The organism is Pseudomonas sp. TWR1-1-4, from assembly GCF_049897165.1.
In the GTDB taxonomy this organism is placed as follows: Bacteria; Pseudomonadota; Gammaproteobacteria; order Pseudomonadales; family Pseudomonadaceae; genus Aquipseudomonas; species Aquipseudomonas canadensis.
In genome coordinates this window covers 190,507-205,914 of sequence record NZ_JAFCVS010000005.1, presented here as the reverse complement: position 1 = coordinate 205,914, position 15,408 = coordinate 190,507, and the positions used below count along the sequence as shown (strand labels likewise).

Genomic DNA, 15,408 nt, shown 5'->3' with positions numbered 1-15,408 from the left:
GATGCACCGATGACCATCACCCGAATCAGCAGCAATGAACGCCTGAGTGGCGCGGCCATTTTCAAGGACCTGGTGTTTCTCTCGGGCCAAGTGCCCGGCGATGGCCAGGATGTGGCCACGCAGACCCGCGAAGTGCTGGCCAAGATCGATGCGCTGTTGGCCCAGGCGGGCAGCGACAAGGATCACCTGCTCAACGCGACGATTTACCTGAAAGACATCGGTGCAGGTTTTGCGCCGATGAACGACGAGTGGTCAGCCTGGCTGTCGCCCGGCATGGCGCCGACGCGCACCACCTTGCAAGCAGAACTGGCGCGACCGAGTGTGCTGGTGGAAATCAGTGTGATCGCAGTACGTCAATAACTTCAAAGACCAACGGAGAATAACAATGAAAAAGATCCTGTTGACCGGCTGCACCCTGGGGCTTTTGCTGGGCGCGCAGGCCCATGCGAATCAAGTGCCGCTGGACGGCACGCTGGGCAAGATCGCCAGCGCCAAGTCTATAACCTTGGGCTATCGCGATGCGTCGGTGCCGTTTTCCTACGTGGGGGATCACAGTGGCAAGCCCTTGGGCTATTCGGTGGAGCTGGCGAACAAGATCGTCCAGCGCATCCAGCAGAAAACCGGGGTGGCGAAGCTCAATGTGAAGTACAACCTGGTGACGTCGCAGACCCGTATCCCCTTGGTGCAAAATGGCACCGTCGACCTGGAATGCGGCTCCACCGGCGTGACCGCCGAGCGGCAGAAGCAGGTGGCGTTTTCCTACGGGTTTATCTACGTGAAGGGGCAATTGCTCACGGCCAAGGACAGCGGCATCAAAGGCTTTCCCGACCTGGCGGGCAAGAACGTGGTGACCACCGCGGGCACCACCAACGAGCGCTTCCTCAAGAGTTACAACGCCGAGCACAAGACCAACATGTTCGTGATCAGCGCCAAGGACCACGGCGAAGCGTTCAAGATGCTCGAAACCGGCCGCGCTGTGGCGTTCTACATGGACGACGCGTTGCTCTACGGCGAGCGCGCCAAGGCCAAGGACCCACACAACTGGGTCGTGGTGGGCGAGGAGCAATCGCGGGAAATCTACAGTTGCATGGTGCGCAAGGACGACCCGCAGTTTCTGGCGATGGTCAATGAAACACTCGCCGACCTGTACCGCAGTGGCGAGATCAACGGGATTTACCAGCGCTGGTTTGAACAGCCGATTCCGCCCAAGGGCCTGAACCTGGAATTCCCGATGACCAGCGAGTTGAAGGCGATCATTGCCAAGCCGGTCAGTGACCCGGTGGAATAAACCCTAGAAGTCGCCCCACAACTGTTGGGCGACTGCCAACGCCACCACCGGCGCCGTCTCGGTACGCAACACCCGCGGGCCGAGGCGGGCGGCGTGGTAGCCGGCGGCTTGGGCGCTGTCGACTTCATTATCGGTCAGCCCACCTTCAGGGCCGATCAGAAAGGCCAGGCTGGAAGGCTTGGCGTGACTGACCATCGGCTCGGCCACCGGGTGCAGCACCAGCTTCAAGTCCGCTTCGGTCTGTTTCAACCAATCCGCCAGCAGCAGCGGTGGGTGAATCACCGGCACCGTGGAGCGCCCGCATTGCTCGCAGGCGCTGATCGCCACCTGGCGCCAGTGCAGCAGGCGTTTGTCGGCGCGTTCGTCCTTGAGGCGCACTTCGCAGCGCTCGCTGAAAATCGGCGTGATGGCGTTGACGCCCAGTTCGGTGGCTTTCTGAATCGCCCAATCCATGCGCTCGCCACGGGACAGGCCTTGGCCGAGGTGGATATGCAGCGGCGATTCGGTCTGGCCGGCGAAACTTTCGGTGAGCTGCACAGTGACGCGTTTCTTGCCGACCTCCAGCAAGCTGCCCCGGAACTCCTGGCCGGAGCCGTCGAACAATTGCACGGCGTCACCTTCGCCCATGCGCAGTACACGACTGATGTAGTGCGCCTGGGCTTCCGGCAGTTCGTGATCGCCAATGCTCAGCGGGGTGTCGGTGAAAAAACGGGACAGTCTCATTTCTGTTCTCTGGAAAATGGTAGCGATGACAAATCCCTGTAGGAGCCGGCTTGTCGGCGATGGCGGCTGTAAGCTCGCTGCAAGGCGTAAAGGCCTCATCGCCGGCAAGCCGGCTCCTACAAGGGGGGCTAGCCTGGGTCGCGGAAATCGGGGTGGAAATTGTCTGGAACGGCGACGCTGACTTTGCTATTGGTGGCGATATCGATGCCTTGGCTGGCCACTTCAGCAAGGAAGTCGATCTGTTCCGGCGTAATCACATAGGGCGGCAAGAAGTACACGACGCTGCCCAGAGGCCGCAACAGTGCGCCGCGTTCCAAGGCGTGCTCGAACACCTTCAGGCCACGGCGTTCCTGCCAGGGGTAGGCGGTCTTGGTGGCCTTGTCCTGCACCATCTCGATAGCCAGCACCATGCCGGTCTGGCGCACTTCCGACACGTGCGGATGGTCCACCAGGTGCGCGGTGGCGGTGGCCATGCGCTGGGCCAGGGCCTTGTTGTTCTCGATGACGTTGTCTTCTTCGAAGATATCCAGGGTCGCCAATGCTGCCGCACACGCCAGCGGGTTGCCGGTGTAGCTGTGGGAGTGCAGGAACGCGCGCAGGGTCGGGTAGTCGTCGTAGAACGCGTCGTACACGTCATCGGTGGTGACTACGGCGGCCAACGGCAGGTAACCGCCGGTGAGGGCCTTGGACAGGCACAGGAAGTCCGGGCGGATGCCGGCCTGCTCACAGGCGAACATGCTGCCGGTGCGACCGAAGCCTACGGCGATTTCGTCGTGTATCAAGTGCACGCCGTAGCGATCGCAGGCTTCGCGCAGCAATTTGAGATACACCGGGTGATACATGCGCATGCCGCCGGCACCCTGGATCAGCGGTTCGATGATCACGGCGGCGACGGTGTCGTGGTGCTCGGCGAGGGTCTGTTCCATCACCTGGGCCATCGTGCGCGAGTGGTCTTCCCAGCTCACGCCTTCGGGGCGCAGGTAGCAATCGGGGCTTGGTACTTTGATCGTGTCGAGCAGCAGCGCCTTGTAGGTCTCGGTGAACAGCGGCACGTCGCCCACCGACATCGCGGCGATGGTTTCGCCGTGGTAGCTGTTGGTCAGGGTGACGAAGCGCTTTTTATTTGGCAGGCCGCGGTTGAGCCAATAGTGGAAGCTCATCTTCAGCGCGACTTCGATGCAGGACGAGCCGTTGTCGGCATAGAAGCAGCGGGTCAGGCCTTCAGGCGTCATTTGCACCAGGCGCTCGGACAGCTCGATCACCGGCTGGTGGCTGAAACCGGCGAGGATCACATGTTCCAGTTGGTCGACCTGGTCCTTGATGCGTTGGTTGATGCGCGGGTTGGCGTGGCCAAACACGTTGACCCACCAGGAACTGACGGCATCGAGGTAGCGCTTGCCTTCGAAGTCTTCCAGCCACACGCCTTCACCGCGTTTGATCGGGATCAGCGGCAGTTGCTGGTGGTCTTTCATCTGGGTGCAGGGATGCCACAGCACCGCAAGGTCGCGTTGCATCCACTGGTTGTTCAAGCCCATCGGTGATCTCCTCGAAGCGGTCCTGCGGCGGGCGCAGGTAAAACAATCGCGCAAGCCTATGCAATGCATGGCTGTGTCACAAGCCATTACCTATGAATTGACGGTAAAGGCAGGACGGTCTGTCACGTTTCTTCTGGATAGTCCTTAATCCGATGTTAATTTACGCTTCATACCCTCAAGATCGTATTTCTCGATATTTCAAAGCGAAATTTTCCGCTTTAATTCGATAGGTAAATCGCTAGTCTTGGGCGCACTACTACGGGATTAAGTACATGCAGTTACGCAATTCACCGGCCCGCTATGGTTGGGTCAGCATGGTTTTGCACTGGGGCGTGGCCCTGGTGGTGTTTGGCTTGTTCGCCCTGGGCCTGTGGATGGTCGGTCTTGACTATTACAGCGCCTGGCGCAAAGACGCGCCGGACTTGCACAAGAGCATTGGCATCACGCTGTTCGCCATCATGCTGGTGCGTATTGTCTGGCGCCTGGTGAGCCCGCCGCCGCCACCGCTGGCCAGCTACAGCCGCATGACCCGTATCGGCGCTGCCTTCGGCCACGGGTTCCTTTATCTCGGGTTGTTTGCCGTGATGATCGCCGGTTACCTGATTTCCACCGCAGACGGTGTCGGTATCCCGGTGTTTGGCCTGTTTGAGATTCCTGCTGTGGTTTCCGGACTACCGGACCAGGCAGATAACGCCGGCCTGGTGCATCTGTACCTCGCTTGGGTGTTGGTGGTCTTCGCCGGCTTGCACGGCGTGGCTGCGTTGAAACACCACTTTATCGATCGTGATGCGACCCTGGTTCGTATGCTGGGGCGCAAAGCCTGATGTTCAACCTCGACTCACAAGGAATAGAAAGCATGTTGAAAAAGACACTCGCTGCGCTGGCAATCGGTACCGCCCTGCTGTCTGCAGGTCAGGTGATGGCTGCTGACTACAAGATCGATAAAGAAGGCCAGCACGCCTTCATCGACTGGAAAATCAGCCACCTGGGCTACAGCTTCATCCACGGCACCTTCAAGGATTGGGATGGCACCTTCAGCTGGGATGCCGCCAAGCCTGAGGCCAGCAAAATCGCGGTCGACGTGAAAACCGCCAGCCTGTGGTCCAACCACGCCGAGCGTGACAAGCACATCGCCAGCAAAGACTTCCTGGACGTTGCCAAGTTCGCTGATGCCAAGTTCGTCTCCACCGCAGTCAAGTCCACCGGCGACAAAACCGCTGACGTGACCGGCGACCTGACCTTCCACGGCGTGACCAAGCCGGTGACCTTCAAGGCCACCTTCAACGGTGAGGGCAAAGACCCGTGGGGCGGCGAGCGCGCCGGCTTCAACGCCAAGACTACTGTCAACCTGAACGACTTCGGCATCAAAGGCCCAGGCCCGTCCTCGCAGACCGTGGATCTGGACATCTCGCTGGAAGGTGTGAAGACGAAGTAATGCTTCGTACGTAGGAGCCGGCTTGCCGGCGATGAGGCCCTTGAGGTTTGCAGTGACCCAATGACCGCTATCGCCGGCAAGCCGGCTCCTACAGTTTCAAAGCGCTAAAAAAATGCCCCGCATCTTTCGATGCGAGGCATTTTTTTTGGCGTTTTGAAACTAGCGGTTGCGCGTCAGCAACGCTGGTTTTTCACCACGAGGGCGGCCTGGCAGTTGATCCAACTGCTCGGGTGTCGGGAAGCGGTCAGCCTTCGACTCCTTGTGGATGATCTTTGGCGCCGGGCCACCGCGTGGGTTCTGCACGGCCGGTTCGGAGGAGCGAGGCTGGTCGTCACGGGCTGGGCGGCGGTTGTTGCTGCGCGAGTCTTCGCGGCGAGCCTGGCCGTCACGGGGTGCACCGTTACGCGGGCCGTTGCGCTTGGCAGGCGGCGTACCGGTGGTGCCGCCGCTGCTGTTGCGCGGGCCGTTCTGGCGACCGCCTTGTGGCTGGCCGCCACGTGGAGCGCCTGCGCCTGCACCCTGTGCCGGGGCACCTGGACGACGGCCACGGCCTTGGGCCGGTTTGGCCTGTGGCACGTAGTCAACGCGGTTACCGAAGTTATCCACATCGTCGTCGAGGAACTCGTCCGGAGCGCGGTCGGCAGCAGCGCGAGGTGGCTGGCTCGGCTGGCGCTGTTCGCGGGCCGGGGTGCCTTCACGGGGTTTCTGCTCACGGGCTGGGCGTTCGCCACGGCCGCTGGAGGCGGATTTTTCCTTGCCTTTGTCTTTGCCTTTGTCGCGACGACCGCCGCCACCACCGCCGCCGTTCGGGCCATCGCCCTTCGGACCGCGTGGATTGCGCGGGTTGCGCACGTCCGGACGTTCGCGCGCTTCAGGCTTCTCAGCCTCAACGGCGCTGGCATCGAAGCCCATCAGGTCGCCGTCGGCGATTTTCTGCTTGGTCATGCGCTCGATGCTTTTCAGCAGTTTTTCTTCGTCCGGTGCAACCAGGGAGATGGCTTCACCCGAACGACCGGCACGGCCGGTGCGGCCGATACGGTGCACGTAATCTTCATCGACGTTCGGCAGCTCGAAGTTGACCACGTGCGGCAGTTGGTCGATATCCAGGCCGCGGGCGGCGATATCGGTGGCAACCAAGATGCGCACAGAGCCGGCCTTGAAGTCAGCCAGGGCCTTGGTGCGCGCGTTCTGGCTCTTGTTGCCGTGGATGGCGACGGCGGTGAGGCCGTGCTTGTCCAGGTACTCGGCCAGGCGGTTGGCGCCGTGCTTGGTACGGGTGAAGACCAACACCTGTTCCCACGCACCGGCGGTGATCAGGTGGGCCAGCAGCGCACGCTTGTGGCTGGCTGGCAGGCGGAAGACGCGTTGCTCGATGCGCTCGACCGTGGTGTTCGGCGGCGTGACTTCGATGCGTTCCGGGTTGTGCAGCAGCTTGCCGGCCAGGGCAGTGATGTCCTGGGAGAACGTGGCCGAGAACAGCAGGTTCTGGCGTTTGGCCGGCAGGCGGGCGAGGACTTTTTTCACGTCATGGACAAAGCCCATGTCGAGCATGCGGTCGGCTTCGTCCAGTACGAGGATTTCCACGTGGGACAGGTCGACGCTGCCTTGGCCGCACAGGTCGAGCAAACGACCCGGGCACGCGACCAGCACGTCCACGCCGCGGGACATGGCCTGAACCTGTGGGTTCATGCCGACGCCGCCGAAGATGCAGGCGCTGACGAACTTCAAATCGCGGGCATACAGCTTGAAGCTGTCGTGCACTTGGGCTGCGAGTTCGCGGGTGGGGGTCAGGACCAGTACGCGCGGTTGGCGCGGGCCGTGACGCTGGGATTTGTCCGGGTGACCATTGGGAAACAACCGCTCCAGAATCGGGAGGGCGAAGCCGCCGGTTTTACCAGTACCTGTCTGAGCCGCAACCATCAGGTCGCGACCTTGCAACACGGCGGGAATGGCCCGCTGTTGCACCGGAGTAGGCTCGGTATAGCCCGCTGCCTCGATGGCGCGGACTAAAGCCTCGGAGAGACCGAGGGAAGCAAAGGACATGAGTAATCCTGTTTTAGTTAGGGCTTGGCCCAAAGGGATAATCTTGCCGGGCGTGAATGACGCTTAGGGGAGCGAAATCCCGTCCGGTCCTGCTGCGTCTGGCGGGCACTCCACCGGCTCGCGCGGGCTGAAAGCTGCGCTGTAGCGGGGTTGGGTGCCTTTTTCAAGACCTCAGCGGCCGGGCGTGAGCCTGGCGGAAAGGCCGGAGTATAACAGAGCAATCACGGCGCGCTGCTTTCCTGCTGCTCAACGGTGTGTCCAGACCCCGTAATCGCTTGGATTCCACCATATTTGGCGCTCAAGACGCTATAGGCTGGTTCTTGTTTGAAGCGTTTGAGCTCGGCGGCAAAGCGCTGTACCAACAGGTCCATGCCCGCGCCACGGCGCACCGCGAGGAACTGCTGCTGGCGGCTGACCACCACGGGAGCCTGGCTGACCTTGCCTTCCAGGCCCAGCGCCTTGATCACATGCTGGCCCACCCGGCGGTCCGTGATCACCATGTCGATGCGCCCGAGCATCAATTTGCCGAAGTTGGCCTCATGACTGGGGGCAGGCTCGCGGTTGAACAGGGTGGAATCGCTGAATGCTGCGCCGTACAGATACCCCGGCGACGTACCGACAGTAAGGCCGCGCAGATCTTCGAGGCTTTGAACGGGGTGGGGGCGCTCATTGGCGTAGAACAGCACGAACTCCACCTCCGACAGCGGTTCGCTGGGGTACAGAAGCAAGGCGTCGCGCTCATGGCTGTGGAAAATATCCAGCGCCCCGTCGGCATTCCCTTGGTCGAGCATGGCCAGGCAGCGCTTCCAGGGCAGGAACTGCCATTGCACCTCAATGCCCAGGCGCTGGAATACGATGACGGTGGCTTCGTAGTCCAGGCCGCGCATGGTGCCTTTGTCGTCGTACACATAAGGCGCCCATGGCTCGGTGACAATACGCAGTTTCTCGCCATAAGCGGCCAGGCTCAGGCAAGTAAAGAGGGCGGCGGTCAACAACTTGAGAATGACGGGCATGCCCTGAGGTTACGATGCTCCTGCCCTAAAGAGAAGCTCTGGCACGCGCATCCGCAGGCGGGGCTATTGGGTCGGCGACGTCATCAAATGCTCATAGATCGCCGCGCGGCGTTCGCCGAGAATCAGGCGCACCACGGGGTTGGCGAACCAGTGTTCCAACTGGTGGGCTTCCAGCGGGCGTTTCTGGCGTTCTTCCAGGTTCTGTCGGGCTTTGTCCCACCAAACCGGGCCACAGGCTTGGTCGAATTCGTTCTCGTGCTCGTAGCAACCATAGAGAATTTCGCGGATGAACTGCTGCTGGTGTTTGGGCAATACCAGCGTGATCAGCTTGTACAGCAGGCGTTGCAGGCGGGGAGGGCGTGGCAGGTGTGAGGAGACCTGGCGAGTGTCGGCCAGTGCCAATGCGCTGGTCGGGGCTGACGCATGCTTGGCGATCCAGGCCTTGACCTTGGCGCGGAACAGTTGCTTGCGACTCCAGTAATGATGGATCAGGTCCGGGCACTCGCGCACGTTGACCGTGCGATAGGCCGCGATCGACAGGCAGAACTCTTCGAGGGTGTAGGCGCCTTGGGCATGGGGAAACAGTTCGTCCATCAGCTCGATGGAGCGATCAAGGATGTGCGCGTCCTGTTGCGTCAGGCCCATGACCCCGGAATTGAGGGTCATCATGTCATCGTCGGCCACACCCATATCCAACAGACGCTGGTGCAAGGCGGTGTAAAGGATACTTTCGTGGTTATCGCCGTACTTGGTGTAGAAGGCGTTGCACAACAGGGTGCCAGGCTGCACGCGCTCAAACAGGTCCATGGGTGAATGATGGAAGAAGGTGTCGGTGTCGATCAGCATGGCCACCGGGGACTCTTCCAGCACTTGGCGCAACACCACATGCTTGGTGCGGAAGTGATAGCCGTGGGGCTCGCTCCAGCGCTTGCGCGTGGCTTCGTCCAGCGGGCGTACGCGCACGGGTAAAAGGCGATAGGGCTCGGGGTTGTCGCTGAATATCTGGATATCCACGGCGGCGTCCGGGGTGTCCCGCAGGAAGGCCAGCGCACTGGCGATGCTGAACACCGCTTCCTGGTGGTAGGTCTCGGAGCCGAAGACCAGGTAGACCAGTTGTGGGCGGGAAGTCGTGGGCACTGTATTCATGGACTGCTGGGTTCCGTGGGCACGTAAAACGACGAAGGCCCTCGTAGAGACGAAGGCCTTGGCACAGTCGGACAAACTTCAGCGTGGCAGCTTGAGGTTGTTCCAGATGGCAAGGCTGGGTTCAGCCTGGTTCAGGGTATAGAAGTGCAACCCTGGCGCGCCACCTTGCAACAAATCTTCACACATAGTGCTGATGACCTGCTCGCCAAACGCCTGGATGCTCTTGACGTCGTCGCCATAGGCTTCCAGTTGTTTGCGCACCCAACGTGGGATCTCTGCACCGCAGGCGTCGGAGAAGCGCGCCAGCTTGCTGTAGTTGGTGATCGGCATGATGCCCGGCACGATCGGGATGTTCACGCCCATCGCCCGCACACGCTCGACGAAGTAGAAGTAGCTGTCGGCGTTGAAGAAGTACTGGGTGATCGCACTGTCGGCGCCGGCGTTGGCCTTGCGCACGAAATTCTGCAGATCGTCTTCGAAACTATGTGCCTGGGGGTGCATCTCCGGGTACGCCGCCACTTCGATATGGAAGTGGTCGCCGGTTTCTTCACGGATGAAGCTCACCAGGTCATTGGCGTGGCGCAGCTCACCGCTGGCCATACCCATACCGGACGGCAGGTCGCCGCGCAGGGCGACGATGCGCTTGATGCCGGCGGCCTTATATTGCGTCAGCAGGCCGCGCAGGTCGTCCTTGCTGTCGCCCACGCACGACAAGTGCGGAGCGGCGGGAACTTTGACTTGGCTTTCCAGCTGCAACACGGTGTTGATCGTGCGGTCACGGGTCGAGCCGCCGGCGCCGTAGGTGCAGGAAAAGAAGTCGGGGTTGTAGCTGGCCAACTGGGTGGCCGTGGCCATCAGTTTTTCATGCCCAGCATCGGTCTTGGTCGGGAAGAACTCGAAGCTGTAGCGACGATCTTGGGACATGGTCGTATCCTTGGAAACTCAAAACTGGAAGGCTTACACCGTCAATGTGGGAGCGGGCTTGCTCGCGAATGCGGTGGGTCAGTCATGATTGCTTCGACTGACACTCCGTATTCGCGAGCAAGCCCGCTCCCACACAAGCCCGCTCCGACAGGGAGAGAGCCGGTTACTTAGTAACGATAAGCGTGCGGCTTGAACGGACCTTCAACGGTCACGCCGATGTAGTCGGCCTGGGTCTTGGTCAGTTGAGTCACTACGCCGCCGAAGCCACGTACCATTTCCAGGGCCACTTCTTCGTCGAGTTTCTTCGGCAGTACTTCCACGGTCAGGCGCTCGGCCTTCTGGGCAGGCGACAGGTCGGCGTATTTCTGGCCGAACAGGAAGATCTGCGCCAGTACCTGGTTGGCGAACGAGCCGTCCATGATGCGGCTTGGGTGGCCAGTGGCGTTGCCCAGGTTAACCAGGCGGCCTTCAGCCAGCAGGATCAGGTAGTCATCGTTCTGCGGGTCGAAATCACCTGCGCCGGTACGGTGAACCTTGTGTACCTGTGGCTTCACTTCTTCCCATGCCCAGTTCTTGCGCATGAAAGCGGTGTCGATTTCGTTGTCGAAGTGGCCGATGTTGCAGACAACAGCACGCTTCTTCAGGGCTTTGAGCATGTTTGCGTCGCAAACATTCACGTTGCCGGTGGTGGTCACGATCAGGTCGATCTTGCCCAGCAGGGCCTTGTCGATGCTGTCTTCGGTGCCGTCGTTCTGGCCGTTGATGAACGGCGAAACCACTTCGAAACCGTCCATGCACGCTTGCATGGCGCAGATCGGGTCAACTTCGGAGACTTTAACGATCATGCCTTCCTGACGCAGGGACTGGGACGAACCCTTGCCCACGTCACCGTAGCCGATCACCAGGGCTTGCTTGCCCGACAGCAGGTGGTCGGTGCCGCGCTTGATGGCATCGTTCAGGCTGTGACGGCAGCCGTACTTGTTGTCGTTCTTGCTCTTGGTCACCGAGTCGTTGACGTTGATGGCCGGGATTTTCAGCTCGCCCTTGGCCAGCATGTCCAGCAGACGGTGTACGCCGGTGGTGGTTTCTTCGGTCACACCGTGGACGCGGTCCAGGATCTGCGGATACTTCTTGTGCAGCAGCTCGGTCAGGTCGCCGCCGTCGTCGAGGATCATGTTGGCATCCCAAGGCGCGCCATCCTTGAGGATGGTTTGCTCCAGGCACCACTCGTACTCTTCTTCGGTCTCGCCTTTCCAGGCGAATACGGCGATACCGGCAGCAGCGATAGCGGCAGCGGCCTGGTCTTGAGTCGAGAAGATGTTGCAAGACGACCAACGTACTTCGGCACCCAGGGCAACCAGGGTTTCGATCAGCACGGCAGTCTGGATGGTCATGTGGATGCAGCCAAGGATCTTCGCGCCTTTGAGCGGCTGCTCAGCCGCGTACTTGCGGCGCAGACCCATCAGGGCAGGCATTTCGGATTCGGCGATAAAGGTTTCGCGACGGCCCCAGGCGGCGAGGGACATGTCGGCGACTTTGTAGTCGTTGAAATCTGCAGGCGTGTTTACTGCGCTCATGAAGAGCCTCCATTCGTAGTGTGCGAATGGGCGCCGTTGTGCGTTTAGTATCCAACTGGCTAACCAGGCCGGACAACGCCCCATCCGAGCCTGACAGGTTGAACCTGCTGCAGCGCCCCTCGGACAGGTGGCGGGAGAACGGTATCAACTAGAGATGACCGTTTTGAAACGGCGCCGATTATAGCTGTGTGCGCCAGACTTCCCAAGCCTTTCCGTCGGCCATATGAAGATCGCTGATGGGGTTGATAGGCAATGGCGCATAGAGCTTGGGCCCAGGCTCTGCCATGATGTTGCCTATCATTCGGCAAGACGCTTTGGAGTGACCATGAACTTCCACACCCGCAAATGGGTAAAACCCGAAGACCTCAACCCCAACGGCACTCTGTTCGGCGGCAGCCTGCTGCGCTGGATCGACGAAGAAGCCGCGATCTATGCCATTGTCCAACTGGGCAACCAGCGCGTGGTGACCAAGTACATTTCCGAAATCAACTTCGTCAGCGCCTCGCGCCAGGGCGACATCATCGAACTGGGCATTACGGCTACCGAATTTGGTCGCACTTCCATCACCCTGACCTGTGAAGTGCGCAACAAAATCACCCGCAAAAGCATCCTCACAGTAGAGAAGATGGTCTTCGTCAACCTGGGTGAAGACGGTTTGCCGGCGCCCCACGGTCGCACCGAGATCAGGTATGTGAAGGACCAATTCAAGGACGATAGCCTTCCCGAGTAAACCAGCAGCGGCCTGATTTGCTTTACCAAATCATTCCGCGCGGATCTTTCCCGGGCGCTCTCATCACTCAGGACTACACCCTGTAGAGAGAGCCCGCGGATGAAAGTGTTTAACTCGGTTGCCAAGACCCAACCCTCATTGACTGAAAGGGCGTATTCCACGACCCATCAAGCGGTCGGGGCGCCACTGGTGGAGGGGGTTGGCGCGCGCAATGTGACACTCATGCGTGATCAGCAGGGACGGGTAGACGTGTTTTTATCGGCACCCCCTGTCACCAGCTTGGTACTCAGTGGGGGTGGCGCCAAGGGCATTGCTTTCTCAGGGGTGGTGCGGGCACTTGAAGATGCCCAGAAGTTGCAAGGTATCCAATCGATCTCCGGCTCATCCGCCGGTGCGATTTCGGCGGCCTTGATTGCCAGTGGCATGGGCGCTGAAGCGTTCGACCGGTTGTCGGACGGTATAGATTTGCCCAGCCAGCTGAACAGCAAAGACGCGGTGACGGCCTGGATGCAGGAAGCCAGTTCGACATTGGGCAAGCTTGTGGGGCGCTTGCCCGGCGCCGTCGGCAGTACCTCTCAGTTGTTGATGACCTTGCTGCCGCGCCTGCAGAGTGAGGCATTTCCCCTTGAGGAACTGGTCCGCAACGAGTCGCGCCGGTCGATTCTGGGGCATATCGCGCAAACCCCTCGGGAAACCCGCTCGGCCGAAGTCATGCGCATTGCTGACAGGTTGAGTGCCGGTAGTGGCCCTACGTTTGGCGATCTTGAGGTGTTGAACCGACACATTCCCGCAATCAAGCAACTCAACATCACCGGCACCGGCATGTTCGCTGGCCGTCCTCAGTTGGTGGTGTTCAATGCCAGCCTGACCCCGCAGATGGACATCGCCCGGGCGGCGCATATTTCCGGTTCGTTGCCACTGGTGTTCAAAAGCCCGGTGGAACAAGGGCACGGTTTTCAGGCTTCAGCTGAAAGCACCGCGTTCAAGGACGGTGGCTTGCTGCTCAATACCCCGGCTCCAGGGGTGGTGGATCGGGTGTTTCCCGAGAGCCCTCTGGCCAAGTCTGAGTCGCTGATCGTCAAGTTCGAGTCCGACGCACCTGATACGCGAGCGCGCAGTGGCAGTTTTCTCGGCAGTGTGGCAGATCGCATCACAGGCGTTGCGCATACGGCTGCTGGAGCCTTCCAAGACAAAAAGCTCGAGGCGTTCGCCGAGCAGATCGTGACATTGCCCCTGAAGACCGAAAAAGGCGATTTTCGAGGGCTGCTCACGGGTACGGTCAACTTCACGATGCAGGATGAGCAGAAGCAACATCTGCAAGCGAAGGCGCGCCAGGTGGTAGATGCGCATTTGGAGCGCCGCACCACGGCACTGGAGCAGCACTCGTTCCAGTCGCTGAGTGATGCGGTGTTGGCCATGGATGATGCAATGCTTGCCAGCGTGCAGCCAGCGCTGCAAAAAGACCCGGCCGCCTCGGATGTGCTGATGTTTCGGAAAACCGCGCAACAGGCGTTGCAAGTACTGGATGCCTCGATTGCCGAGGCTAACCAGGCAAAGGGCGCGCTGGTGCTCACGCCGAGAATCTTATCGTCCCTGCGTAATCTCGATGCCCTGGCCCAGCGTCCTGAGCAAATTGATTGGTTGGCGCGACGCCTCAACGTCGCCAATCAACCCAACTTTCAGCAGTTGCTGCAAGTGGCGGCCAGGCAGATCGCAGGCGGTGCATTGCCGATGTCCAAGGTTATTGGCAGTGCTGTCGCTGAGATGAGCGTGCGTGATATTGCGATAAAAGCTGAAAACTTTACGCGGGAGGTGATCTACCCGTCGCTGTTTCGACCCGGCCAGCCCAAATCCAATGTTGAACTGTTGCACCGTGCGGCTCAGGACCTGGCATGGGCCACCACCCCCGCCGCATTCAACCGGGTACTCGACACCCTCGCTGACAGTTACAAGGCGCGTAACAAACCCTGGGACAAGGCCTTCCGTTCAACCACCGTGGAGATGGCCAAGGCCTGGAGGTTGCAGGTTTAGTTGCCTGGCCACTGAACAGCCATCGCGGCGGCGTGTCGTAGCTACACGCACCCTTTGGACTCCGGAAAATCATGGCCACTGACGAATCAGGCAAAACCCCCAACCTGTCGCAGGAAGAGCAGCAGGACGTCGACAAGAATCAGCCGCCTCGAGCGGCGGTGTTGCATGAAATCATTCGCACCCAGGGCGACCAGGAGTTGGAGCGCAGCGTCGCCGCCTTGTGGTGGTCGGCCTTGGCAGCCGGGTTGACCATGGGGTTGTCGCTGATGGCGATGGGGTTGCTGAACTCGCGGCTGCCGGATGGTGAAGCGTTCAAGGTGATCGCCAGCTTTGGTTACTGCGCAGGCTTCCTGGCCGTGATCCTTGCGCGCCAGCAATTGTTTACTGAAAACACCCTGACGGCCGTGTTGCCGGTAATGAGCAAGCCCACGTTGGGCAACGCCGGGCGACTGTTGCGGTTATGGACAGTGGTGCTGGTCGGCAACCTGTGCGGCACCCTGCTGGTGGCGTATGTGATGCTGCACCTGCCGATCTTCGATACCCGGACTGACCAGGCCTTCCTCGAGATCGGGCGCAAGATCATGGAAAACGACGCTGGCCAGATGTTCGCCAAAGGCATCATCTCCGGCTGGATGATCGCGACCATGGTGTGGATGATCCCATCGATGGAAAGCGCCAAGATGTTCATCATCATCTTGATTACCTACCTGATGGCGCTGGGGGACTTTACCCATATCGTGGTGGGCTCGGCGGAAGTGTCGTACTTGGTGTTTGCTGGCGAGTTGGCGTGGAAGGACTTCTGGCTGGTGTTTGCCGGACCGACCTTGGCAGGCAATATCATCGGCGGCAGCTTTATCTTTGCGTTGATCAGCCACGCGCAGATTCGCAGCGAAACCAAGGCGCCTTCTGGTACTCACCCAGGCGCAGTGAAACAGCACCCTCAGCGTAAGGAAAAGATCTGAA

General features: G+C 60.3%; 14 protein-coding genes and 1 riboswitch. Of the genes, 7 read left to right on the top strand and 7 right to left on the bottom strand.

Translation table 11 applies throughout. The features are described from left to right. Positions 1–9: 9 nt before the first annotated feature. Both ACP7C6_RS16675 and ACP7C6_RS16670 read left to right on the top strand, forming a co-directional pair. Positions 10–360, top strand: a complete 351-nt coding sequence (locus ACP7C6_RS16675; protein WP_028618280.1) for a RidA family protein — start codon at positions 10–12, stop codon at positions 358–360. A gap of 25 nt (positions 361–385) precedes the next feature. Beyond that, complete coding sequence (locus ACP7C6_RS16670; protein WP_426109006.1) at positions 386–1,288, top strand: transporter substrate-binding domain-containing protein; 903 nt, start codon at positions 386–388, stop codon at positions 1,286–1,288. 3 nt (positions 1,289–1,291) lie between these two features. Here ACP7C6_RS16670 and ACP7C6_RS16665 read toward each other — a convergent pair whose 3' ends face one another. Together ACP7C6_RS16665 and ACP7C6_RS16660 are read right to left on the bottom strand one after the other, a co-directional pair. Continuing rightward, positions 1,292–2,011, bottom strand: a complete 720-nt coding sequence (locus ACP7C6_RS16665; protein ID WP_122686880.1) for a 16S rRNA (uracil(1498)-N(3))-methyltransferase — start codon at positions 2,009–2,011, stop codon at positions 1,292–1,294. Between the two features lie 128 nt (positions 2,012–2,139). Continuing rightward, the gene (locus ACP7C6_RS16660) at positions 2,140–3,546 is read right to left on the bottom strand and encodes an adenosylmethionine--8-amino-7-oxononanoate transaminase (RefSeq protein ID WP_323988105.1); all 1,407 of its coding nucleotides are present in this window, start codon (positions 3,544–3,546) and stop codon (positions 2,140–2,142) included. A gap of 272 nt (positions 3,547–3,818) precedes the next feature. Between ACP7C6_RS16660 and ACP7C6_RS16655 the strand changes: the two genes are divergently transcribed. Together ACP7C6_RS16655 and ACP7C6_RS16650 are read left to right on the top strand one after the other, a co-directional pair. Further along, positions 3,819–4,370, top strand: a complete 552-nt coding sequence (locus ACP7C6_RS16655; RefSeq protein ID WP_028618276.1) for a cytochrome b — start codon at positions 3,819–3,821, stop codon at positions 4,368–4,370. Between the two features lie 32 nt (positions 4,371–4,402). Continuing rightward, complete coding sequence (locus tag ACP7C6_RS16650; protein ID WP_028618275.1) at positions 4,403–4,981, top strand: YceI family protein; 579 nt, start codon at positions 4,403–4,405, stop codon at positions 4,979–4,981. A gap of 159 nt (positions 4,982–5,140) precedes the next feature. On the opposite strand, the gene ACP7C6_RS16645 is transcribed toward ACP7C6_RS16650, so the two are convergent. The 5 genes from ACP7C6_RS16645 to ahcY form a co-directional block, all read right to left on the bottom strand. Beyond that, positions 5,141–7,024 carry a DEAD/DEAH box helicase gene (locus ACP7C6_RS16645; protein WP_028618274.1) on the bottom strand — a complete coding sequence of 628 codons (1,884 nt, stop codon included), beginning with the start codon at positions 7,022–7,024 and terminating at the stop codon, positions 5,141–5,143. Between the two features lie 221 nt (positions 7,025–7,245). Further along, positions 7,246–8,037: a substrate-binding periplasmic protein gene (locus ACP7C6_RS16640; RefSeq protein ID WP_028618273.1), complete on the bottom strand. Its 792-nt coding sequence runs from the start codon at positions 8,035–8,037 to the stop codon at positions 7,246–7,248. Between the two features lie 63 nt (positions 8,038–8,100). Then, on the bottom strand, positions 8,101–9,183 hold the full coding sequence (locus ACP7C6_RS16635; protein ID WP_426109005.1) for a hypothetical protein: 1,083 nt from the start codon (positions 9,181–9,183) through the stop codon (positions 8,101–8,103). Positions 9,184–9,261: 78 nt separating this feature from the next. After that, a complete protein-coding gene (gene metF / locus ACP7C6_RS16630) occupies positions 9,262–10,107 on the bottom strand; it encodes a methylenetetrahydrofolate reductase [NAD(P)H] (RefSeq protein ID WP_028618271.1) in 846 nt (281 codons plus the stop codon). 167 nt (positions 10,108–10,274) lie between these two features. Continuing rightward, positions 10,275–11,684: an adenosylhomocysteinase gene (gene ahcY, locus ACP7C6_RS16625; RefSeq protein ID WP_305383187.1), complete on the bottom strand. Its 1,410-nt coding sequence runs from the start codon at positions 11,682–11,684 to the stop codon at positions 10,275–10,277. A 21-nt stretch (positions 11,685–11,705) separates the two neighbouring features. Further along, positions 11,706–11,811: riboswitch (S-adenosyl-L-homocysteine riboswitch) on the bottom strand. Between the two features lie 198 nt (positions 11,812–12,009). Here ahcY and ACP7C6_RS16620 point away from each other — a divergent pair. The 3 genes from ACP7C6_RS16620 to ACP7C6_RS16610 all read left to right on the top strand — a co-directional run bounded on the left by ACP7C6_RS16620 (position 12,010) and on the right by ACP7C6_RS16610 (position 15,407). Continuing rightward, complete coding sequence (locus tag ACP7C6_RS16620; protein WP_010207175.1) at positions 12,010–12,414, top strand: acyl-CoA thioesterase; 405 nt, start codon at positions 12,010–12,012, stop codon at positions 12,412–12,414. Between the two features lie 99 nt (positions 12,415–12,513). After that, positions 12,514–14,445 carry a patatin-like phospholipase family protein gene (locus tag ACP7C6_RS16615; RefSeq protein WP_426109004.1) on the top strand — a complete coding sequence of 644 codons (1,932 nt, stop codon included), beginning with the start codon at positions 12,514–12,516 and terminating at the stop codon, positions 14,443–14,445. 71 nt (positions 14,446–14,516) lie between these two features. Continuing rightward, on the top strand, positions 14,517–15,407 hold the full coding sequence (locus ACP7C6_RS16610; RefSeq protein WP_426109003.1) for a formate/nitrite transporter family protein: 891 nt from the start codon (positions 14,517–14,519) through the stop codon (positions 15,405–15,407). Position 15,408: the final 1 nt, after the last annotated feature.